Annotated in this window: 18 protein-coding genes; 6 read left to right on the top strand and 12 right to left on the bottom strand. The window is 76.4% G+C overall.

Translation table 11 applies throughout. From position 1 onward, the window contains the following. Window positions 1-49 precede the first annotated feature (49 nt). The 8 genes from J2S46_RS31130 to J2S46_RS31095 form a co-directional block, all read right to left on the bottom strand. Entirely contained in the window at window positions 50-1,006 is a 957-nt protein-coding gene (locus J2S46_RS31130; RefSeq protein ID WP_191287875.1) for a hypothetical protein, read from the bottom strand. Window positions 1,007-1,135: 129 nt separating this feature from the next. Then, the gene (locus J2S46_RS31125) at window positions 1,136-1,759 is read right to left on the bottom strand and encodes a GTP-binding protein (RefSeq protein WP_191287874.1); all 624 of its coding nucleotides are present in this window, start codon (window positions 1,757-1,759) and stop codon (window positions 1,136-1,138) included. Continuing rightward, on the bottom strand, window positions 1,740-2,084 hold the full coding sequence (locus tag J2S46_RS31120) for a DUF742 domain-containing protein (RefSeq protein ID WP_229912124.1): 345 nt from the start codon (window positions 2,082-2,084) through the stop codon (window positions 1,740-1,742). Before J2S46_RS31120 ends, J2S46_RS31125 begins: the two co-directional genes overlap by 20 nt. Window positions 2,085-2,206: 122 nt before the next feature. Further along, on the bottom strand, window positions 2,207-2,617 hold the full coding sequence (locus J2S46_RS31115) for a roadblock/LC7 domain-containing protein (RefSeq protein ID WP_191287872.1): 411 nt from the start codon (window positions 2,615-2,617) through the stop codon (window positions 2,207-2,209). Beyond that, a complete protein-coding gene (locus J2S46_RS31110; RefSeq protein WP_229911981.1) occupies window positions 2,614-5,421 on the bottom strand; it encodes a sensor histidine kinase in 2,808 nt (935 codons plus the stop codon). Before J2S46_RS31110 ends, J2S46_RS31115 begins: the two co-directional genes overlap by 4 nt. 115 nt (window positions 5,422-5,536) lie before the next feature. After that, window positions 5,537-6,340 carry an MHYT domain-containing protein gene (locus tag J2S46_RS31105; protein WP_073922679.1) on the bottom strand — a complete coding sequence of 268 codons (804 nt, stop codon included), beginning with the start codon at window positions 6,338-6,340 and terminating at the stop codon, window positions 5,537-5,539. A 371-nt stretch (window positions 6,341-6,711) separates the two neighbouring features. After that, window positions 6,712-7,650, bottom strand: coding sequence for an ABC transporter substrate-binding protein (locus J2S46_RS31100; RefSeq protein WP_191287871.1), 939 nt, complete (start codon window positions 7,648-7,650; stop codon window positions 6,712-6,714). Between the two features lie 373 nt (window positions 7,651-8,023). Next, the gene (locus J2S46_RS31095) at window positions 8,024-9,091 is read right to left on the bottom strand and encodes an RNA ligase (ATP) (RefSeq protein ID WP_191287870.1); all 1,068 of its coding nucleotides are present in this window, start codon (window positions 9,089-9,091) and stop codon (window positions 8,024-8,026) included. Window positions 9,092-9,515: 424 nt separating this feature from the next. Between J2S46_RS31095 and modA the strand changes: the two genes are divergently transcribed. The 3 genes from modA (at window position 9,516) to J2S46_RS31080 (ending at window position 12,566) form a co-directional block, all read left to right on the top strand. Continuing rightward, window positions 9,516-10,343 carry a molybdate ABC transporter substrate-binding protein gene (modA, locus tag J2S46_RS31090; RefSeq protein WP_191287869.1) on the top strand — a complete coding sequence of 276 codons (828 nt, stop codon included), beginning with the start codon at window positions 9,516-9,518 and terminating at the stop codon, window positions 10,341-10,343. Then, entirely contained in the window at window positions 10,340-11,200 is an 861-nt protein-coding gene (locus J2S46_RS31085) for an ABC transporter permease (protein ID WP_191287868.1), read from the top strand. Before modA ends, J2S46_RS31085 begins: the two co-directional genes overlap by 4 nt. 157 nt (window positions 11,201-11,357) lie before the next feature. Beyond that, the gene (locus tag J2S46_RS31080; RefSeq protein ID WP_191287867.1) at window positions 11,358-12,566 is read left to right on the top strand and encodes an ABC transporter ATP-binding protein; all 1,209 of its coding nucleotides are present in this window, start codon (window positions 11,358-11,360) and stop codon (window positions 12,564-12,566) included. Between the two features lie 45 nt (window positions 12,567-12,611). Here J2S46_RS31080 and J2S46_RS31075 read toward each other — a convergent pair whose 3' ends face one another. Next, the gene (locus J2S46_RS31075; RefSeq protein WP_370882336.1) at window positions 12,612-13,265 is read right to left on the bottom strand and encodes a response regulator transcription factor; all 654 of its coding nucleotides are present in this window, start codon (window positions 13,263-13,265) and stop codon (window positions 12,612-12,614) included. Further along, window positions 13,265-14,473, bottom strand: a complete 1,209-nt coding sequence (locus J2S46_RS31070) for a sensor histidine kinase (protein WP_229911980.1) — start codon at window positions 14,471-14,473, stop codon at window positions 13,265-13,267. Before J2S46_RS31070 ends, J2S46_RS31075 begins: the two co-directional genes overlap by 1 nt. A 136-nt stretch (window positions 14,474-14,609) precedes the next feature. On the opposite strand from J2S46_RS31070, the gene J2S46_RS31065 reads away from it, so the two are divergent. The 3 genes from J2S46_RS31065 (at window position 14,610) to J2S46_RS31055 (ending at window position 17,129) form a co-directional block, all read left to right on the top strand. Then, window positions 14,610-15,524 (top strand): ABC transporter ATP-binding protein, encoded by a 915-nt coding sequence (locus tag J2S46_RS31065; RefSeq protein ID WP_191287865.1) that lies wholly within the window; start codon window positions 14,610-14,612, stop codon window positions 15,522-15,524. Further along, complete coding sequence (locus J2S46_RS31060) at window positions 15,521-16,303, top strand: ABC transporter permease subunit (protein ID WP_191287864.1); 783 nt, start codon at window positions 15,521-15,523, stop codon at window positions 16,301-16,303. Before J2S46_RS31065 ends, J2S46_RS31060 begins: the two co-directional genes overlap by 4 nt. A gap of 76 nt (window positions 16,304-16,379) precedes the next feature. After that, window positions 16,380-17,129 (top strand): hypothetical protein, encoded by a 750-nt coding sequence (locus J2S46_RS31055; protein ID WP_190209652.1) that lies wholly within the window; start codon window positions 16,380-16,382, stop codon window positions 17,127-17,129. A gap of 352 nt (window positions 17,130-17,481) precedes the next feature. On the opposite strand, the gene J2S46_RS31050 is transcribed toward J2S46_RS31055, so the two are convergent. Both J2S46_RS31050 and J2S46_RS31045 read right to left on the bottom strand, forming a co-directional pair. After that, window positions 17,482-19,065, bottom strand: a complete 1,584-nt coding sequence (locus tag J2S46_RS31050) for a helix-turn-helix domain-containing protein (RefSeq protein WP_229911978.1) — start codon at window positions 19,063-19,065, stop codon at window positions 17,482-17,484. An 88-nt stretch (window positions 19,066-19,153) separates the two neighbouring features. After that, window positions 19,154-19,870 (bottom strand): aminoacyl-tRNA hydrolase, encoded by a 717-nt coding sequence (locus tag J2S46_RS31045; protein WP_229911977.1) that lies wholly within the window; start codon window positions 19,868-19,870, stop codon window positions 19,154-19,156. Window positions 19,871-19,932: the final 62 nt, after the last annotated feature.

Below are 19,932 nucleotides of genomic sequence, written 5' to 3'. Positions count from 1 at the left end.
CGCTCGTTCCCACCACCGCCGGCTCCCCCGTCGATCGCCCGGGAGCGGCTCACTCCACGTCGTCGCCGCTGACCGCCCAGCTCAGGCCGGTCGCCGGGTCCTCCAGGGCGACGTGCAGGTAGCGCAGCTCGTCCGCCGGGTCGCACCAGGTGAAGCAGCGCAGCCGGGCCACCAGCGCGTTCACCTCGGCGCGGTCCGGCCGGGCGGCGCCGGTCATCGCGACCAGCGCCCGCCAGACCACCAGCCGGCCGCGGGCCACCCCGTGCGCCCGGACCCCGGCCCCGGCCTGGACGAGCACCGGGTACGCGGCGGCGAACGGCACGTAGCCGCCGGTCACCCGGCGGGCCGGCGCGTACTGCGCGGCCGCGTCCGGCGCGGTGCCGCGCACGCAGGCCACCTGGGCCCAGTCGGCGAGCGCGGCGAACTCCTTGGTGGCCCGCTGACCGGCGACCCGCTCGCGGCGGACCGGCAGGTCGACCGGGCCGAGCCCCTCCCGGGTGGCGGGCAGCGCCAGCAGGGAGCTGCGCGAGCCGCCGGCCCGCAGGTAGTCCCGGACCCGTCCGCTGTCGCCCCAGCCGGCCACCTCCCAGGGCTCCAGTACCAGCGGCACGCCGTCCGGGTCGGGTTCGGCGCCGTACGAGAGGTCCTCGCCGACCAGCACCCTGGTGTGCGCGACCAGCCGCCGCACCGGCGCCGGCCCGAGCAGCGGGGCCAGCCGCAGCCAGGAGTGCCGGGTGGCCAGCACCTCCCAGAGGGGGCCGGAGTCGTGGTCCCCCACCCCGGCGGCGGTGCCCGGCCCGCCGTCCTCGTCGAACAGCCGGACGGCCACCTCGGGCGGCGCGCCGTGCGCGATCAGATGGCCCAGCGGCGCGGTCTCGGCGGCCGCTCCGGCCTCCCCCGCCCGGGCCGAGGCCGCGGCCCTGACCTGCCGGTAGATGCCGAGCAGCTCGGGCCAGCGGCCCGCCTCGGCCAAGGCGTTCAGGCTGCGGTCCTGGTACGTGATCACGTTTGGCAGCGTACGTCGCGGCGGGCCGCATCAGCTGACACGACGTCAGGCCGGTGCGTCGCCGCCGGCCCGGGTCGTGGGGCGGGCCCGGGCCGGCGGCGACGCACAGACCCGGGACCGGGCCGGGGCTCAGGCCCCCGGGGCCACGTCCGCCAGCAGCCTGGCCGCGTGCACCTTGCCGGCGTGCTCGACCAGGTCGATCAGGACGCGCTTGCCGGAGGCGCGGGTCCGCGCGTCGCAGAGCACCACCGGGGTGTCCGGGTCCAGGTCGAGGGCCCGGGAGACCTCCTCCGGGGTGTGCTCCCGGGTGCCGGCGAAGCGGTTGACCGCCACCACGAACGGGATGCCGCGGTGCTCGAAGAAGTCCACCGCCGGGAAGCAGTCGGTCAGCCGCCGGGTGTCGGCCAGCACGACCGCGCCGAGCGCCCCCTGGGCCAGCTCGTCCCAGAGGAACCAGAAGCGGTCCTGCCCGGGCGTCCCGAAGAGGTAGACGGACAGGCCCTCGCGGATGGTGATCCGCCCGAAGTCCATCGCCACCGTGGTGGTGGACTTCTGCTCCACCCCGCCGGTGTCGTCGACCCCGCGCCCGGCCTCGGTGAGGCGCTCCTCGGTGCGCAGCGGGCGGATCTCGCTGACCGAGCCGACCAGGGTGGTCTTGCCGACCCCGAAGCCCCCGGCCACCAGGATCTTCAGGGCCAGGACCGGGGAGTCGGGGTGGCCGGGACCGGCCGGTTCACAGCGCACGGAGTCCATGGACGACCTCCTGGAGGATGTGCTCGTCGGGGAGCAGGGCGGGCGGGACGGGCCGGCCGACCCGGATGAGCCCGGCGGCCAGCAGGTCGCCGAGCAGGACCCGGACGACACCGAGCGGCAGGTCGAGATCGGCGGCGATCTCGGCCACGGAGAGGGCGTTGCCCCGGCAGAGGTCCAGGATCAGGCCCTGCTCGGGGCCGGCCGGCAGCTCCCGGCCGTCGGGGCCGCCGTCCGCCCCGACATCACCGACGACCAGCGCGATCAGGTCGAACTCGTGGCCGCCCGGCCTGGTGCGGCCCTTGGTCATCGCGTACGGGCGGACCATCGGCCCGGCCGCTTCGTCGTACCGGCGCAGGTACTGCGCCCCCGGCGGCTCCCCGCGGCCGTTCCCCGCCGGCGGGCCCCCGGGGCCCGGTTCGTGGCGGCGGTGCGGGTAGGGCGCCGGGCTCATTCCCGACCTCCGCCGCGCGGCGACGCGTACAGGTGCTCGCCGACCCGGCGGACCAGCCGGGCCATCTCGTAGGCGACCAGGCCGAGGTCGGCCTCGGCGCCGGAGAAGACGGCCAGGCAACTGCTCTCGCCCGCGACCGCCACGAACAGGAAGCCGTGTTCCAGCTCGACCATGGTCTGCCGGACCTCGCCGGCCTCGAAGTGGCGGCCGGCCCCCTTGGCCAGGCTGTGCAGGCCGGAGGCGACGGCGGCGAGGTGCTCGCCGTCCTCCCGGCCCAGCCCGGCCGAGGTGCCCATCGCCAGGCCGTCGCCGGACAGCATCACGGCGTACCTGACCTGCGGGACCCGCGAGACCAGCTCGTCGAGCAGCCAGTTGAGGCCGCCCGCCTGGTGGGTGGTGCCGATCATCGGAGATCTCCTAGGGGTGACGGACGGTCGGGGGCGGCGGCCGGCCGCTGCGGCCCGCGGCCGCGGGCCCAGCCCTGCTGGAAGGCGGCCATCGCGGCCCGCGCCTCCTCGGGGTTCCGGCCGGTGCCGCCGGCGTCGGACCGGCCCGCGCCGGACCGGCCGGCGGCGACGGGGCCCGGTCGGGTCGGGGCCTCGCGCAACTGCGGGGCGAGGCTGGCCTGCCGGACCCGGCGGGGCAGCTCGTCCGGGTCCTCCGGGACAGGGACGGGGACGGGGGCAGGGGCAGGGACAGGGACCGGCGAGGCGGCGACGAAGGGCCGGACAGGTGCCCCGGCGTCGGGCCGCGGGCCCGCGGACGGACGGGCGGACGGGCGCGCGGAATCCGGCGGTACGGCCGGCCCGGGCCCGCGGCGGGCGGGGTACACCGTCCCGTCCCGGTGCAGGGCGGCGGGGGCGGCCGGCGCGGCGGGCGGCGGCGGGACCTCCGCGCGGGCGCCGTCGGCCCGGAACGGGCTCGGGCGCAGCACGCCCGGGTCGCCGGCCCGGGCGCCGAAGGGCCGCAGCTGCGCCGGCCGGCCCGGCCGCACCGCGCCGGGGGCCCGCCCGCCCGCCGGGTCGGGGGCGTGCGCGGCGGCGCCCCCGCGCCGCGGGGTGCGGTCACGGGCCGGGTGCGCGCCGGCCGCCGGGCGGTGGGCCGGCCGGCCCGCGCGGGCGGGGAGGCCGTCCTCGGCCCGCTCCTCCAGCAGGGCGGTCGGCAGCAGGACCACGGCGGTGGTGCCGCCGTAGGCGGACGGGCGGAGCGAGACCCGGACGTTCTGGCGCCGGGCCAGCCGGCTGACCACGAAGAGCCCGAGCCGGTCGCTGTCGAAGAGGTCGGTCTGCTCGGCGGCGGCGATCCGCCGGTTGGCGTCCGCCAGCGCCTCGGTGCCCATCCCCAGGCCGCGGTCCTCGATCTCCAGGGCGTAGCCGTTGCCGACCCGCTCGCCCCGGATGTGCACCTTGGTGGGCGGCGGGGAGAAACCGGTGGCGTTCTCGACCAGTTCGGCGACCAGGTGGGTGAGGTCCGCGACGGCCGGGCCGGCGAGCGCCGCGAACGGCAGCCGGTGGACCTCGACCCGGGTGTACTCCTCCACCTCGGCGACGGCCGCCCGGACGACGTCCAGCAACGGCACGGGCCGGCGCCAGGCGCGGCCGGGGGCGGCGCCGGAGAGGATGATCAGGCCCTCGGCGTGCCGGCGCATCCGGGTGGTGAGGTGGTCGAGACGGAAGAGGTCCTCCAGCTCGGCAGGGTCCTCGGTGCGGCGCTCCATCGCGTCCAGCAGGGTGAGCTGACGGTGCACCAGCACCTGGCTGCGGCGGGCCAGGTTCACGAAGACGCCGGAGACCCCGGAGAGCACCTCGGCCCGTTCGACGGCGGCGGTGACGGCGGCCCGCCGGACGCTGCCCAGTGCCCCGTGCACCTGCCCGATCTCGTCGCCGCCGTGCGGCGGCAGCGGTGCCTCCGTCGCGATGTCGATCTCCTCGCCGGCCCGCAGCCGCCGCATGGTGGCGGGCAGCCCGCGCCCGGCCAGCTCCAGGGCCGAGTTGCGCAGCCCGACCAGCTCGGTGACCAGGCCGCGCCCGATCTGCACCGAGATCAGCAGCGAGGCGATCACCGCGACCAGCCCGAGCAGCACGGCGAGCCCGGACGGGCCGAGGAGCCCGAAGGCGTACGGGTCGAGGCGCTCGCCGGCCGCGCGGGCCGCGTCGGTGTCGACCGTCCGCAGGGCGCGGGCGACGCCGTCGGCCGCCACCGACCAGCGGTCCGGGTCGACAGCGCCGAGGGCGGCCCGGCCGTCGGCGGCGGCACGGACCTTCTCCTCGTAGCTGGTGAGGTTCTTGGACTCGGGGCCGGCCAGGACGGCCAGCAGGGCGGCCCGGTCGGCGGGGCGCAGGTCGGCGGCCGGTCCGCGCTCGAACTGGCGGCGGGCGAAGACCGCGCCGGAGAACTCGCGCAGCTGGTCCTCCGTCAGCGTGCCGGCGCTCCGGCCGGCCCGCAGCAGGGCGTCCTCGCGGGCGAGCAGTTCGCGCGACCGGGCCAGGTCGAGCAGCACCCGGGCGTCGGAGGCGGCCGCGCCGTCCTGCTGCAGCCGGGTCACCGCGCCGGCCACCTCGAAGGCCTGGTCGACGGCGGAGCCGTAGGCGGCGTACGCCTCGGGCCAGCCCACGGTACGGGCGAGCACCCTGGTCCGCAGGTCGGGCAGGCCCGCGAGCGAGGCGCCGAGCGCGTCCAGCCGGGTGGCGGTCCCGGTGCCCAGGCCCAGGGCGTCGGCCCGGTTGTAGGCGGGGCCGAAGGTGAGGCGGGCGGCCGCCGCGTCGGTACCGGCGGCGGCCTCCCGCAGGGCGCTCTCGCGGGTGGCGTCGGGGGCCGCCAGCAGCAGGCCGGCCGCCGCCCGCTCGGCCTGCAGGCCGGCGACGGCGTCCGAGACCGGGGTGAGCAGGCCGGTTCTGACCTCCAACAGCGTGGTCCGGTCCCAGACGCTCCGCGCGGTGGTGACGCCGGCGAAGGACCAGAGCGCCAGCACCGACACCACCGGGACCATCAGCAGGGCGAGGATCCGGGCCCGGACGGTACGGGGGCGCAGCCGGGCCGGGCCCGTGGGCCGCGGGCCCGGAGGCCGGCGGCCTTGGGGGAGGAACTCCTCGGCGGGCGGGCCGGCGTGGGCGCCGCGTCGGGTACCGGCGGCTGGCGGCCGGGCCGGGCCGCGCGCGGCGCCGGGCGCGGGTGCCGGCGCGCTGCGGGGCGATCCGCGGCGTACTCGCATGGGGCGGGACCTTTCCTGGGGGCGGGCGGTACCGGGGGGAGGGGGTGAGGGAACGGAACGCCGGGGGACGGTGGGGACGGTGCGGGGTGCGGTGGGGGACGGCGCGGTGCCGGGCTCAGCCGGCCGCGTGGCCGGCCGGCTCCCCCGGGTGGAACTCCTCGATCGTCAGCTCGGTGGCCTCCGCGTAGGCGGCGCGCTCCTGGACCGTCGGGGAGAGCGCGACGAAGGCGGAGGTGAGGAAGAGGAAGGAGCCGAGCCCGACGGCGAGCGGGAAGACGAACTCCATCGGGGCGGCCCCGCCGAGGGCGGTGCGGGCGGGCTCCATGTGGACGTGCACGGCGGCCATACCGGTGTAGTGCATGCAGGTCACCGCGACGCCCATGACCAGCGAGGCGCCGCCGGCCGCGACCACGTTGCGGATGGTGACGGCGGCCCAGAGCGCGACGGTGGCGGCGCCGACCGCGATCAGCACCGAGAGGCCGACCGTGCCCGGGTCGTAGTCGATGCCGCCGTGGATCCGGACGGCGGCCATCCCGAGGTAGTGCATCGCGGCGACCCCGAGGCCGGTGGTGAGGCCGCCGAGCAGGATCGAGCGCCCGCGGTGGCGGCCGTGGCCGACCACGAACACCCCGAGGCCGGTGACCAGCACGGCGACGACCAGGCTGAGGAAGGTCAGCGCCACGTTGTAGCGCAGTTCGCTGCCGTCCACGGTGAAGCCGAACATCGCGACGAAGTGCATGGTCCAGATGCCGGAGCCGATCGCGGCGGCGGCGGTGAGCAGCCAGTTGCGGCGGGAGGCGCCGGTGGCGGAGAGCGCCCGCAGGGTGCAGCGCAGGCCGAGCGCGGCGCCCACGCAGGCCATCAGGTAGGAGAGCGTGGGGGTCAGCCAGCCGAAGCTGAAGTGGTGCATGGTGCCCATGGGACCTCCGGTAGACCGGTCGGGCCCGGGGGCGAGCACGACGCTCCCGGGCTTCCCCTCGACCGTGCGGTCTGCGGCGGATCGGCTGACGACGTGTCGTCACATGTCAGTTCGACATATGCCGTCCGCACGTGCGCTTTCGGTCTCGGGTCCGAGGGACGCTACCGAGCGCCCGGAAATGCGCCGGCGAAGATGTGAAAAGCGGCCCGACGCGCACGGGCCGTGTGCTCGAATGGACTCCTCCTGTGCGAGCCGCGGGCCGTACCGCGCCGCGCCCCGGGCGCTCCGGCCGGGACGACCGCACCGGGCCGGCCGCACCGGGCCGGCGAAGGGCCGCAGGGCCGGGCGCACCCGACCCGGCGGCCCCCGGGTCAGAGCCCGCCGTTGACGACGGCGCTGGAGACGGCGCCCGGCCGGATGTTCCACTTGGTCAGGATCTTGTCGTAGGTCCCGTTGCGGATCAGCTGGTCCAGCGTCCTGGCCAGCACGTCCCGCAGCTGCGTGTTGTCCTTGCCCAGCGTGATGCCGTACGGGCCGGACTGCACGAAGTGCCCGTTGGTCAGCTGGAACCTGCCGCCGCGGTCGGGCGCCGTGGTGTTGTACACGGCCACCGGGTAGTCGTTCAGGCCTGCCACCGCCGTCCCGTTGCCGACCTCGGCCAGCGCCTGGTCGTCGTTGGTCAGCGAGTGGAGCTGCAGCGGCTTGCCCAGCTTGGCGCAGGCGACCGTCTGCCGGCCCATCATCGCCTCCTGGAGGGTGCCGCGCTGCACCGCGACGGTGTGGCCGCAGAGGCTGTCCAGCATGTTGATGCCGGCCGGGTTGCCGGTCTTCACGACGATCGAGGTGCCGCTGGTGAAGTAGTCGACGAAGTCGACGCCGGGATCGATCCGGCGGCCGTCGTCGTCGGTGCCGGTCTGCCGTTGGCGGGTGTCGACGACCGCCGACATGGCCAGGTCGATCTGCTTCGACTGGACGGCCGGGGTGAGCTTCTCGAAGGGCATGTCGACGAACTCGGCCCGCAGGCCGAGGTAGCCCGCCAGGGCGTCGGCGAGGTCCGGGTCGAGGCCGGCGGGACGGCCGTCCGGGGTCTTGAAGTCGACCGGCACGTAGTTGAGGTACGAGCCGACCTTCAGGACGCCGGCCGCCCTGACCGAGGCGGGGAGCTTGCCGCGGAGGGCCGCGCCGGAGCCGTCGGACGGGGCCGGGTCGCCGCCGCAGCCGGAGAGCAGCAGGCCGCCGACGCCGAACGCGGCCAGCGCCCGGGAGGGCGCCCGGAGAGGTCTTGGAGGGGCGGGAGGGCATGCGGACATGGAGGTACGGGACATGCTGGTGCTTCGCTCCTGAGGGAAGGAGAGGGGAGAGGAGCGCCAACCGGGAAGGCTGCCGGGGTGTTCGCAGCGCGGGTCTCGTCCGGTGCCCGTTCCGGCCGCCACGGGGTGGGTGGGCGGCCGGCCGGTCGAGTCCCGCCGTCGGGGGCGGAAGACGATCCTCGCATCCCCGGGTGTGGCCCCCACCCCCCAGGGGGCATCCCGGGCGCCGTTTCCCGCCCCGGCCGGGCCGCGGAAAGCAAGCCCGACCTCCTGATGTTTTCCCTGAGCCGGTCATGAGTCCGGCCTGCGCACCGGCCCCGCGCACGCGACCGGCCCGCGCCCTCCAGGGGCGCGGGCCGGTCGGCACGGTCGCTCACTCGTACTCGGTGCCGCCCTTGCGGGTCAGGTAGGCGCCGCTGACCACCTTGGCGATCGCCCGGCCGCCCAGCAGGGGGCTCCAGCGCTCGGTGACCGGGCGGACGACCACGCCCTCGCGCAGGTGCAGCTCCCGTCCGGAGACCGTCTCGCGACCCTCGGCCAGCTCCAGGACGGTGGGCGCGTCGAACGGACCGCGCCACAGCTCGGGCACCAACGGCAGCTCCCCGGCCAGCAGGTCGGCGGCGTCCAGCCACCGCAGCTGCCCGTCCACAAGCGCCGAGACGTCGAAGGCCGCGTAGCCGGGCAGCTCGGTCCGGCCGGACTCGCCGTAGGTCAGGTCCTGCACGCCCGCGCCGAAGACCTCGCCGAAGACGCCGACCCGCTCGGCCCCGAGCCGCTCGGCGAGCCGGGCCGCGACGGCCGGGATGCCGTGGGCCCGGACCGCCCGCCAGTACAGGTTCCGCCCGTCCTCCTTGAGGGCCAGCCCCTGCGCGCCGATCCCCTTGGAGGAGACCTGCACCTCGCCGGTGGCGGCGTGGTACGTGACCAGGCAGCAGCTGCCGTGCAGCTTCTCGGTCAGCACCACCGGCTCGCCGGGCTCGAAGACGTCCGGGAACCGCTTGAGGTTCTCGATGTCGACCCAGGGCAGCAGGTCCGGCGCGTGCTCGACCTCACCGCTCATCGAGGTCGGGATCGGCGGCACCCACTTGACGATGCCCAGGGCCTCGGCGAAGTCCTCGCCCTGCTCGGCGGCGGCCGCCAGGTCGACCCCGGCCAGCGCGGCGGGCCGGCAGACGATGCCCTGGGACAGCTCCCCGCGCAGCCGGACCGCGCGCACCCGGTCGGACCGGGAGCCGGCCAGCCGGCCGGTCAGCCCCAGCTCCTCGATCAACCCGGCCGGCAGTACCGCCTGCTCGGGTATGTAGAGGGCCGACTCGCCGGTGCGGTAGGCGCCCTTGGCGACGACCGCGCGGTAGAGGCCGACCTGTGCCAGCTCCAGGGCGTCGGCGTTCGGGTGCTCAAGGATGGTGAGCCGCTCAGCGGTCACCCTAAGCGTGGACATGGTGGGACCTCCCCCTGGGTCGGACGGCCGGAGCGGCGGACGGGACGCCCGGGCGCCGGCAGCGGCCGGGCACGCCGAGCGCCGGACCGCGCCGGACGGGCCTGGTGATCGAACCCGACCACTCTCCCCGGTCGGCGCCGCGGAGGCGACGGGTTTTCCCCGCCCCGGGGTTACGGGCGGGTTTGAGGCTTCGCACAGCCGGGCAGCAACCCTCCTGGTCGGCCGCCTGTGCGATGGAACAGAGGACGCGACCCTTGCATCTGCGGCAGTATGATCGCCGTATGGACCGCACCTGCGGCATGGCTGGCCCCCGCCGCCCGCAGGTCCCGGGGGCCGCCCTCTTCCGTCCCACCGCCGCGACGGACCGGCCCGCCCACCACTCGCACCCCGCGCCCCTCCCGGCGCGCCAGGAGGGGAACACCCCATGACCACCACCACCCGCAGACTCGTCGTCGCTGCCGCGGCGGCCCTCGCTCTCGGCCTCGGGGCCACCGCCTGCGGCAGCGACGGCGGAAAGACCGGCGCCGACGTCGCCCCCACCGCGACGGGCTCCGCCTCCGCCGCCGCACCCAAGCTCTCCGGCGAGGTCAACGTCTTCGCGGCCGCCTCCCTCACCGGCACCTTCACCGAGCTGGGCAAGAAGTTCGAGACGAACTACCCGGGCGTCAAGGTCAAGTTCAACTTCGGCGGCAGCTCCGCGCTGGCCCAGAGCATCAACTCCGGTGCCCCCGCAGACGTGTTCGCCGCCGCCAGCACCAGCACCATGAAGACCGTCAGCGACGCGGGCGGCGTCAACGGCACCGCCGCGAACTTCGTCCGCAACACGCTGACCATCGCCGTGCCCAAGGGCAACCCCAAGCACGTCGCCACGCTCAAGGACCTCACCACCCCCGGTGTGAAGGTCGCGCTCTGCGCGAAGGAGGTGCCCTGCGGCGCCGCCGCCGTGACCGCCCTCAAGGCGGCCGGTGTCGACCTCACCCCGGTCACCCTGGAGCAGGACGTCAAGGGCGCGCTCACCAAGGTCGAGCTGGGCGAGGTCGACGCCTCGCTGGTCTACAGGACCGATGTGAAGGCCGACGCCGCGAAGATCGACGGCGTGGACTTCCCCGAGGCCGAGAAGGCCGTCAACGACTACCCGATCGCCGCACTCGCCAAGGCGCCGAACAAGGACGGCGCCGCCGCCTTCGTCGCCTACATCCAGTCGGCCGAGGCCAAGCAGGTGCTGACCGCGGCGGGCTTCCAGGCCCCGTGAGCACCCGCACCGCCTCACGGTCGGTTCCCGCCGGTGCGGACGGCCCCTCCCCGGGCCGCCCGCGCCGGCGGCGCGCCGCGGCGCGGCTGCCCGTCACCCTGCTGCTGCCCGCCCTGCTCGGCCTCGGCTTCCTGGTGCTGCCACTGGTCGGGCTGCTGGTGCGGGCGCCGTGGAGCGCGCTGCCCGAACAGCTCACCAGCCCCGGGGTCTGGGAGGCGCTGCGCCTCTCGCTGTTCTGCGCGACGGCGGCCACCGGGGTCTCCCTGGTGCTCGGCGTCCCGCTCGCCTGGCTGCTGGCCCGCACCGAGTTCCCCGGCCGGCGGCTGGTCCGCGCGCTGGTGACGCTGCCGCTGGTGCTGCCGCCGGTGGTCGGCGGCGTGGCGCTGCTGCTGGTGCTCGGCCGCCGCGGCATCGTCGGGCGCTGGCTGGACTCCGCCTTCGGCATCACCCTGCCGTTCCACACCTCCGGGGTGGTGCTCGCCGAGGCCTTCGTCGCGATGCCCTTCCTGGTGATCAGCGTGGAGGGCGCGCTGCGCGCCGCCGACCCCCGCTACGAGGAGGCCGCCGCCACCCTGGGCGCCTCCCGGCTGACGGCCTTCCGGCGGGTCACCCTGCCGCTGATCGCGCCCGGCATCGGCGCGGGCGCCGTGCTGGCCTGGGCCCGGGCGCTCGGCGAGTTCGGGGCGACGATCACCTTCGCCGGCAACTTCCCCGGCAAGACCCAGACCATGCCGCTCGCGGTGTACCTGGCGATGGAACGCGACCCGGAGGCGGCGATCGCGCTGAGCCTGGTGCTGCTGCTGGTCTCGGTGGCCGTCCTGGTCGGTCTGCGGGACCGCTGGATGTCCACCCCATGACGCGCCGCCGGACGGTGCCGGGGCGGCCGGCGCCCGCTGGGTGCCGGCCGCCCCGGCACCGTCCGGTGCACTGCCCCGCGCACGCCCACGACCCGGTGGGCCCGCCCGCCCCGGCCGCCGAACCGGCCCTCCCCCGCAGCCCCTGGACGCCCACGCCATGACATCACGCGCCGAGCACTCCCCCGACGGCCCCGAGGCCCAGGGCCCGGCCGACACCGAAGGCCCCGCCGGGCCCGACCCTACGGCCGATAGCACGGCCGAAAGCGCGGCCGAAGGCACCGCGGGCAGCACGGCCGAAAGCGCCGCTGCCGAACCCGCCCTGGACGCACGACTGCTGGTCGAGCGGGCCGGGTTCCGCCTCGACCTGACCCTCACCGCCGCCCCCGGCGAGGTGGTAGCCCTGCTCGGCCCCAACGGCGCCGGCAAGTCCACCGCCCTGCGCGCGCTGGCCGGTCTGCTGCCGCTGACCGGCGGGCGGCTCCGCCTGGACGGCCGGACCCTGGAGGACCCTCGGCAGCACCTGCACACCCCGGCCGAGGACCGCCCGGTCGGCGTGGTGTTCCAGGACTACCTGCTCTTCCCGCACCTGAGCGCCCTCGACAACGTCGCCTTCGGCCCGCGCTGCCAGGGCCGCCCCAGGAAGGAGGCCCGCGCCGAGGCGGCCGGCTGGCTGGAGCGGATGGGCCTGGCCGACCACGCGGGCGCCAAGCCGGGCAGCCTCTCCGGCGGCCAGGCCCAGCGGGTGGCACTGGCCCGCGCCTTGGCCGTCCGCCCGCGCCTGCTGCTGCTGGACGAGCCGCTGGCCGCCCTGGACGCCCGGACCAGGCTCGACGTCCGCTCCCAACTGCGCCGCCATCTGGCCGAGTTCGAGGCGGTCGCGGTACTGGTGACGCACGACCCGCTGGACGCGATGGTGCTGGCCGACCGGCTGGTGGTGATCGAGGAGGGCCGCCAGGTGCAGGCCGGGACGCCCACCGAGATCGCCCGCCACCCGCGCACCGACTACATCGCCCGGCTGGTCGGCCTCAACCTCTACCAGGGCACCGCCGACGGCCGCCGGGTCACCCTCGCGGACGGTCGGGTGCTCGCCACCACCGAGGAGCTGACCGGCCCGGCCTTCGTGGCCTTCCCGCCGTCCGCCGTCACCCTGCACCTGGCCCGGCCCGAGTCCAGCGCCCGCAACGTGTGGCGGTTGCGGGTCGCCGGCCTGGACCTGCACGGCGACCAGGTCCGGGTCGACCTCACCGGCGAACTCCCGCTCGCCGCCGACCTCACCCCGGCGGCCGCCGCCGAGCTGGACCTCGCCCCGGGCAGTACGGTCTGGGCCTCGGTCAAGGCCGCCCAGACCCACGCCTACCCGGCCTGACCTGGCGGGCAGCCCCCGGCCACGCCCCGGGGGCTGCCCGCCAGGTCAGTCGCCGTCCGGCGCCACGAACCCGGACTCGTACGCGGCGATCACCGCCTGGGTGCGGTCCCGCGCACCCAACTTGGCCAGCACGCTGCTGACATGGGTCTTGACCGTCTGGACGCCGAGGAACAGCTGCCCGGCGATCTCGCCGTTGGAGAGCCCGCGCGCCACCAGGCGCAGGATCTCGGCCTCCCGCTCGGTCAGCGCGGCGCGCGACATCGCCTCCCGGGCCGGGCGGTTGCCCTGGCCGGCCGCCAGCCGGCGGATCGCGGCCGGGAACAGCAGCGACTCCCCCGCCGCCACCAGCCGTACGGCGTGCGCGATCTCGGCCGGACGGGAGCGCTTGAGCAGGAACCCGTCGGCGCCCGCCCGCAGCGCCTGGTACACGTAGTCGTCGTTCTCGAAGGTGGTGACCACCAGGATCTTCGGCGGCTCCGGGCAGCCCTCGATCAGGGCGCGGGTCGCGGTCAGCCCGTCCATGTCGGGCATCCGGACGTCCATCAGCACCACGTCGGGCCGCAAGGTCCGCACCAGGCCCAGGACCTGACTGCCGTCTGCGGCCTCACCGACCACCGTCAGGTCGCCCTGCGCCTCCAGCACGGCCCGCAGCCCGGCCCGGACCAGCTCCTCGTCGTCGACCAGCAGGATCTTGATCATCACGCCCCCAACCTTAGGGGCAGCCGCACGGCCAGCACCCACTCGTCGTCCTGCCGGGCGGCCGTCGCCTCCCCGCCCAGCAGGGAGGCCCGCTCCCGGATCCCGCGCAGCCCCTTGCCCCCGCTCGCCCGTGAACGGCCGCCGCCGTCGGTCGCGTTGACGCAGCGCAGCTCCAACCCGCCGTCCCGGACGGCGATCCGCACCGTGATCGGCTCACCCGGCGCGTGCCGCAGCAGATTGGTGACCGCCTCCTGGACGATCCGGTAGGTCTCGCGCGACAGCACGCCGGGCAACCGCCCCGGCGGGACGTCGATCCAGGCCTCGACCGGACTGCCGGCCGCCCGCGCCGCCTCGAAGAGCTGCGGCAGCTGCTCGATGCCGGGCTGCTCGGTGACGGCGCCGCCCTGGGTGTCGCGCAGCAGGACGAGCGTGCGCTCCAGGTCGTCCATCGCCCGCCGGCCGGTCTCCTCGATCACCTCCAAGGCCTTGGCCACGAACGCCGGATCGCCGACCTCGCGGGCCGCCCCGGCCTGCAGCACGGTCACCGTCAGGGCGTGGCCGATCGAGTCGTGCAGCTCGCGGGCCAGCCGGTTGCGCTCCAGCAGCCGCTCGGCCCGCAGCTCGGCCTCGGCCAGCCGCTCGGCCGGCGAGGGGCCCAGCAGCCGCACCGCCATGGCCAGTTGCAGCCGCCCGGCGAGCACCACCAGCCAGCCGGCGCCGAACAGCACCAGCGGGGCGAACAGCGGGTACCAGAGATCACCGCCGACCGGCAGCGCCTGCCCGTACAGCACGAGCGGCTCGTCCCGGCCGGGGGCGCCGGCCAGCAGGACGGTCACCGTCATCACGTTCACGCTCAGCAGGCCGACCGCCATACCGAGGGCGACGCGGGCGATCAGCCAGGCCGTCGTGCGGCGGCGGTCGGCCCAGGTACGGGAGCGCTCGACCCCGATGTCCTCCTCGCGGTCCGGCATCAGCAGCAGCCGGGCCTGGACGCCCTCGGCCCGCCGCATCGCCGGGACCAGCGCCGCCAGCGCCAGCAGCACGCTGTCGCAGACGGTGGCGGAGGTGACGAGTCGCAGCATGCCGACGCCCTCCTCGATGCCCGGGTACACCATCAGCACCACGCCGGCGAAGACCATGCCGATCAGCAGGTGGAGCCACCGGGCGTAGGTGGCGGCGGCGAACAGCGGCGCGAGGATCCTGGGCACCCGGCCATCGTGCCAGGCCACCGGCGCCACGGGCCTCCCTCCCGGGAGGGAGGCCGGTCCCCTCCCTGGCGGGATCCGCCGCCCCGGCCGCACCGGGTCGAATGGATCCCGTCACCAACGAGTCAGGGAGGCAGCCATGATCGAGGTCCAGGGCCTCAGCAAGACGTACGGGCAGACCCTCGCCGTCGACGACCTCAGCTTCGGCGTCCGCCCCGGGGTGGTCACCGGGTTCCTCGGGCCCAACGGGGCCGGCAAGACCACCAGCATGCGGATGATCCTCGGCCTGGACCGCCCCAATGCGGGCCGGGCGCTGATCGACGGGCGGCCGTACGCCGAACTCGCGGAGCCGCTGCGCCAGGTCGGCGCGCTGCTGGACGCCCACGCCGTGCACGGCGGCCGCACCGCCCGGGGGCACCTGCGCTGGCTGGCGCACAGCAACGGCCTGCCGGACTCCCGGGTGGACGCGGTGCTCGCCCAGGTCGGGCTGGCCGAGGTGGCCCGCAAGCGGATCAAGGGCTTCTCGCTGGGGATGCGCCAGCGGCTGGGCGTGGCCGGCGCCCTGCTCGGCGACCCGCCGGTGCTGCTGCTGGACGAGCCGGTCAACGGCCTGGACCCGGAGGGCATCCGCTGGATCCGGACCCTGCTGCGCGGCCTGGCCGCCGAGGGCCGGGCGGTGCTGGTCTCCTCGCACCTGATGACGGAGATGGCCCTGACCGCGGACCACCTGGTGGTGATCGGACGCGGCCGGCTGCTCGCCGACGCGAGCACCGCGGAGTTCATCGACCGGCACGGCCGGACCAGGGTCCGGGTCCGCGCGGTCGATCCGGACAAGCTAACCGCCCTGCTGCGCGGTCCCGGCGCCGGCCTCACCGCCGAGCCCGCCGAGGACGGCGCCTGGGAGGTCACCGGCGCCGAGCCGGAGCGGATCGCCGCGCTGGCCGCCGCGCACGGCGTGGTGCTGTACGAGATCGCGGTCCAGCGGGACTCGTTGGAGGAGGCCTTCATGCGGATGACCGCGGACAGCGTCGAGTACCGGGCGGTGGCGGCATGACCACCACGACCCTCGCAGGCCGGCCGGCGACCGCCCCGGCCCGGCGCCCGGCCGCCGTCCTGCACGCGGAGTGGACCAAGCTCACCACCCTGCGCTCGCTCTGGATCACCCCGCTGCTCGGCGTGCTGATCACCGTCGGCATCGGCTACGCCGTCAACGACGCGTACGGCGCCACGGACACCTCGCTCACCGAGGACCCGAGCCTCGGCATCTACTACGGCCTCAACTTCGGCCAGGTGGCGGCGGCCTGCTTCGGCATCCTGCTGATCGGGCAGGAGTACAACTCGGGCACCGTCCGGACCTCGCTGACGGCGGTGCCCGCCCGCGGCCGGCTGTTCGGCGCCAAGCTCCTGCTGGGCGGCGGGATAGGCCTTCTGGTGGGACTGTTCTCGACCGCCGGGTCCTACCTCGCCGCCGGCGCCAGTGTGGACCTCGCACTGGACTCCCCGGCGACCGTCCGCAGCATCGTCGCCGGCGTGCTGTACCACCCGCTGCTGGTGATCGTCTGCTTCGGTGCCACGGCCATGCTGCGCAACCTGACGGCGGCCATGGGCCTGCTCTCCCCGATGGTCTTCCTCGGCACCACCGTGCTGGCGGCCGTCCCCGGGGTCCGGGAGGTGGCGCAGTTCCTGCCCGACCGGGCCGGCCAGTACGCGCTGCGCCACCAGGAGACCGCCGGCATCCACTACGGGCACTGGACCGGTCTGCTGATCATGGCGCTCTGGGCCGGGGCGGCCGCGTACGGCGGGCTGCGCTCGCTACGCCGGCACGACGCCTGACCGAACGGCCGGGGGCCGGGCCCCGGCCCGACGCCCGACACCCGACACCCGACATCCCGACGCCCGAGGAGTGACCATGACGGTCAGCGCCGGCACCGCGCTGCGTGCCGAGTGGACGAAGATCACCACCCTGCGGACCACCTGGTCCGTCCCGCTGGCCGGCACCCTGCTCGGCATCCTGGCGAGCGCCCTGGTCTGCGCGCTGATCGGGGACGTCCAGGAGCTGCTGATCCAGGACCCGAGCGTCGGCATCCACTACGGGCTGACGGTCTTCCAGACGGCCTTCGTCTGCTTCGGAGTGCTGCTGCTCGGGCAGGAGTTCAACTCCGGCTCGGTCCTGCCCGCCCTGCTGGCGGTGCCCCGCCGCGGCCTGCTGTACGGGAGCAAGCTCGCCGTGGGGGCCGGCTACGGCCTGGCCCTGGGGCTGCTGCTCTCGGCCGGCTCGTTCGCGGCGGCCCGCGCCACCCTGGACCACCCGGCCGGCTGGACCGATCCGGGCGTACCGCGCAGTCTGGCGGCCGCCGCGCTGTACCCGCCACTGATGATCGTGTTCTGTCTGGGCGTCACCGCCATGCTCGGCAACATGACGGCCGCGATGGGCCTGCTGGTCCCCACGCTGCTGGTCGGCACCACACTGCTGGGCGCCGTCCCCGGGGTCCGCGAGCTCGTCCCGTTCCTGCCGGACAAGGCCGGGCAGTACGGCATCCGCTACGCCACCGACCCGGACGTCCCCTTCCCGCACGGGACCGGGACGCTGCTGCTCGCCCTCTGGGCGGGTGCGGCGGCCTACGGCGGGCTGCGGCGGTTCCGCCGCTACGAAGGCTGAGCCGGGCGGCCCGCCGGCGGGTCGACCCGGTCACGGGACCCGACGGCGGACCGGACGGCGGGGAGCACGACGGCGGGGGCCCGGGGGGACAGTCCCCCCGGGCCCCCGCCGTACGGACCCGCTCGGTCGATCCGCGCCGCACCCCCGTGCGGTGCACCCCCGTTGCCGATCCCCCGTGGGACTCGCCAGGTCGCGCCGCGCGGGCCGTGGGCGCGGTCCCGGAGTCGTTTCCCCGTCCCGGCCCCGCGCGGTGGCGGCCCGCTCGGCCGCACTCCATCCTGGCTCGGGCCGCAGCGCGGCGAAAGCTTCCATCTGCACACCCGGACGGCCGCCCGGGTAACACCACGCCCAGTCACCGCCCGGTCGGCCGCCCCGGGCGCTCGGCCAGCGCGCCCGCCCGCCCGGCCAGCCAGAGGTCGTACTTGGCACTCGGCGATTCGAGCAGCGAGCGCTGCAGCAGCTCCTCGATCCGCAGCAGCCGCTTGCGCAGCGCCGGGGCGCTGATGCCGAGCACGGCCGCCGCCGGGGCCACCCGGGCGTCCTGGGCCAGCCAGGCCCGGACACTGGCGGCCGCGGTCGGCGGGCCGGCCACGTGCAGCGGGCGTAGCAGGGCCTCGGCCCAGTGCGCGGTGGCGGGGGTGGCGAGCAGCATTTCCAGACCGGCCGGACCGGGCGGCACGGCGGGCGCCGCCGGGCCGGCGGGCAGGACGGGGACCGCCCTCAGCCGCAGCGCCAGCGAGGCGGTGGCCTGGCCGGGGAGGCGTTCCAGGTCCAGCCCGAGGAGTTCCTGGATCCGGTCGAGCCGGGCGGCGAGGGTGTTCCGGTGCACCTTGAGATGGCGTACGGCGGCGGTGCCGAAGGCCAGCCAGGAGGACAGGGTGCCCAACAGCTCGGCCGCCCCCGGATCGGCCCGGCGCACGGGGGCGTACTCGGTCAGCGGGCGGAGCAGCTGCCGCGCCCAGCCGGCCCCGGCCGGCCCCAGCAGCGGGGCGAGGTCGCCGTGTCCGTCGAAGACCACCTGCCGGCCCGGCACCGACCGGGCCGCGGCCAGCGCGTGGAAGGCCTGCTCGTAGCCGAGCGCGGTCTCGCGCAGCGGGACGGCGCCGCTCACCCCGATCGCGCAGTCGGCGGGCACGGCCGGCTCGCCCCCGGCGGTCGGCGCGAGGTCGGCCGGGGAGACGGCGATGAGGTGGCCGTGGTTGACCGGGCAGGGCACGATCCAGGACCGGTCGCCGGTGGCCGCGGCCCATTCGACGGCGATCTCGGCCCGCCGCCCGACCGGCCCCTCCACCACCCGGATCCGGACCGGGTCCGGCAGCTCGGGCCCCAGCGCCGCCGCGATCCGGTGGGCCGCCGGCAGTTCACCGATCATCAGCAGGTGCAGGACCGCCTCGCGGCTGCCCGCGTCGGCCCGTTCGGACCGCTCGCGGTCGCGGGCGGCCGCCTCGACCTGCCGGCAGAGCCCCACCAGCCGGGCGGCGTCGGCCAGCAGCCGTGGCAGGCCGGCCGGGCCGGCCCCGCGGCCGGCCGCCGCCAGCACGGGGCGCGCCGGACCGCCGCCGGCCGCCACGAACCAGCCGGTCAGGCCCGCCCGGTCGATCCGCGCCGAGCCGGCGCCCTGCGCCCGCAGCAGCGCCGCACCCTCGGCGGCGAGCCCGACGAGGGCGCCCTCCGGCGCCTCTCCGGCCGGAGCCCCGCCGGTCGGGGCGGCCGCCCGGAGGACGGCGCCGTCGGCGTCCAGCAGCGCGGTCCACCGGCCGCCGCGCCGGGCCAGCCAGCCCAGCAGCGCGGCCGTGGCGTCGGGCCCCACCGCCAGTCGGTGCATGGCCAGCAGGTGCTCCGCCCGGTCACCGGGCACGGCGGGACGGGGCCCGGCGGCCCCGGAGGCGACGTCGTCCCCCTCGGACGGCGGTCGCCGTTGCGTCAGTTCCGGCACCGGTGGTCCCCCTTGTCGGCCTCTGCCCTGTGCGCCTGTGCCCCTGAGCCCCGTACGTACCGCCCGGCCCCGCCGGTGCGGGCGCCGGCTACCCCTCGCGCAGCGCCGGGTGGTCGGCCACCACGGTGGAGCTGCCGGGAGCGATCTCGGTGAACCCCGCGTCCTGCACCAGGGGCAGGCCACTGGCCGTCAGCTCGGCCCACGCCTGCGGCGTGGCAGTCCGGACGGCGAGGGCGAAGCCGTTCCCGGCCCATTCCTTGCGCTGTGCCTCGTCCAGGCGCCACCAGGCGAGCTGGGCGGCGTGGCCGGTCTGGGCCATGGTCTTGCCGGCGCTCATCTCCAGCTCCGGGTTGAGCCAGAGCACGGGCAGGCCGGGCTCGGGGGCGGCCGGCGGCGTGGTCTCCTCCAGGTCGGTGCCGGAGACCTGGAGCTTGGCCAGCTCCTTGGGCCAGCCGTCCAGCGGGACGGGCGGGAAGACCCGGACCTCGGCCTCGGCGCCGGTCACGGTGATGCCCGGCAGCTCGCCGGCCTTGCGCCACTCGCCGCCCCGGGCCCGGCGGACCACCTTGCGGATCCGGCCGTCCGTCCAGGCGACGACCAGGGCGGCCCACTCGCCGTCCGGATCGGTCACCCGGGGGTCGTCCAGCAGCGTCAGCACGGCGCGGGCCGAGGTCTCCAGCGCGTCGGTGCGGCCGGGCGGTTCGGACCGCTCCATCCGGACGACGAGCGGCAGCACGTACTGGGGGTTGGCGTCGCGCCCGGCGGGCGCGTCTTCGGGGCTGGGGGCGTCGAACGGTGTGGTCACCCGTCAAGGATGCCAGCCGCCGCCCGCTCCCCCGCCGCCCGGCCCGGGCCCGCCGCGGTCCG

The sequence above is a fragment of the Kitasatospora herbaricolor genome, from assembly GCF_030813695.1.
GTDB classification, from domain to species: Bacteria; Actinomycetota; Actinomycetes; order Streptomycetales; family Streptomycetaceae; genus Kitasatospora; species Kitasatospora herbaricolor.
The sequence above is the reverse complement of the archived record's forward strand: the minus strand, read 5'-3'. Positions and strand labels throughout refer to the sequence as shown.

Coding starts and splice junctions, on each gene's coding strand:
- J2S46_RS31125 (WP_191287874.1), bottom strand. CDS start 1,759: ATGGACTCCGTGCGCTGTGAACCGGCCGGTCCCGGCCACCCCGACTCC.
- J2S46_RS31120 (WP_229912124.1), bottom strand. CDS start 2,084: ATGGTCCGCCCGTACGCGATGACCAAGGGCCGCACCAGGCCGGGCGGC.
- J2S46_RS31115 (WP_191287872.1), bottom strand. CDS start 2,617: ATGATCGGCACCACCCACCAGGCGGGCGGCCTCAACTGGCTGCTCGAC.
- J2S46_RS31110 (WP_229911981.1), bottom strand. CDS start 5,421: ATGCGAGTACGCCGCGGATCGCCCCGCAGCGCGCCGGCACCCGCGCCC.
- J2S46_RS31105 (WP_073922679.1), bottom strand. CDS start 6,340: ATGGGCACCATGCACCACTTCAGCTTCGGCTGGCTGACCCCCACGCTC.
- J2S46_RS31100 (WP_191287871.1), bottom strand. CDS start 7,650: ATGTCCGCATGCCCTCCCGCCCCTCCAAGACCTCTCCGGGCGCCCTCC.
- J2S46_RS31095 (WP_191287870.1), bottom strand. CDS start 9,091: ATGTCCACGCTTAGGGTGACCGCTGAGCGGCTCACCATCCTTGAGCAC.
- modA (WP_191287869.1), top strand. CDS start 9,516: ATGACCACCACCACCCGCAGACTCGTCGTCGCTGCCGCGGCGGCCCTC.
- J2S46_RS31080 (WP_191287867.1), top strand. CDS start 11,358: ATGACATCACGCGCCGAGCACTCCCCCGACGGCCCCGAGGCCCAGGGC.
- J2S46_RS31075 (WP_370882336.1), bottom strand. CDS start 13,265: ATGATCAAGATCCTGCTGGTCGACGACGAGGAGCTGGTCCGGGCCGGG.
- J2S46_RS31065 (WP_191287865.1), top strand. CDS start 14,610: ATGATCGAGGTCCAGGGCCTCAGCAAGACGTACGGGCAGACCCTCGCC.
- J2S46_RS31060 (WP_191287864.1), top strand. CDS start 15,521: ATGACCACCACGACCCTCGCAGGCCGGCCGGCGACCGCCCCGGCCCGG.
- J2S46_RS31055 (WP_190209652.1), top strand. CDS start 16,380: ATGACGGTCAGCGCCGGCACCGCGCTGCGTGCCGAGTGGACGAAGATC.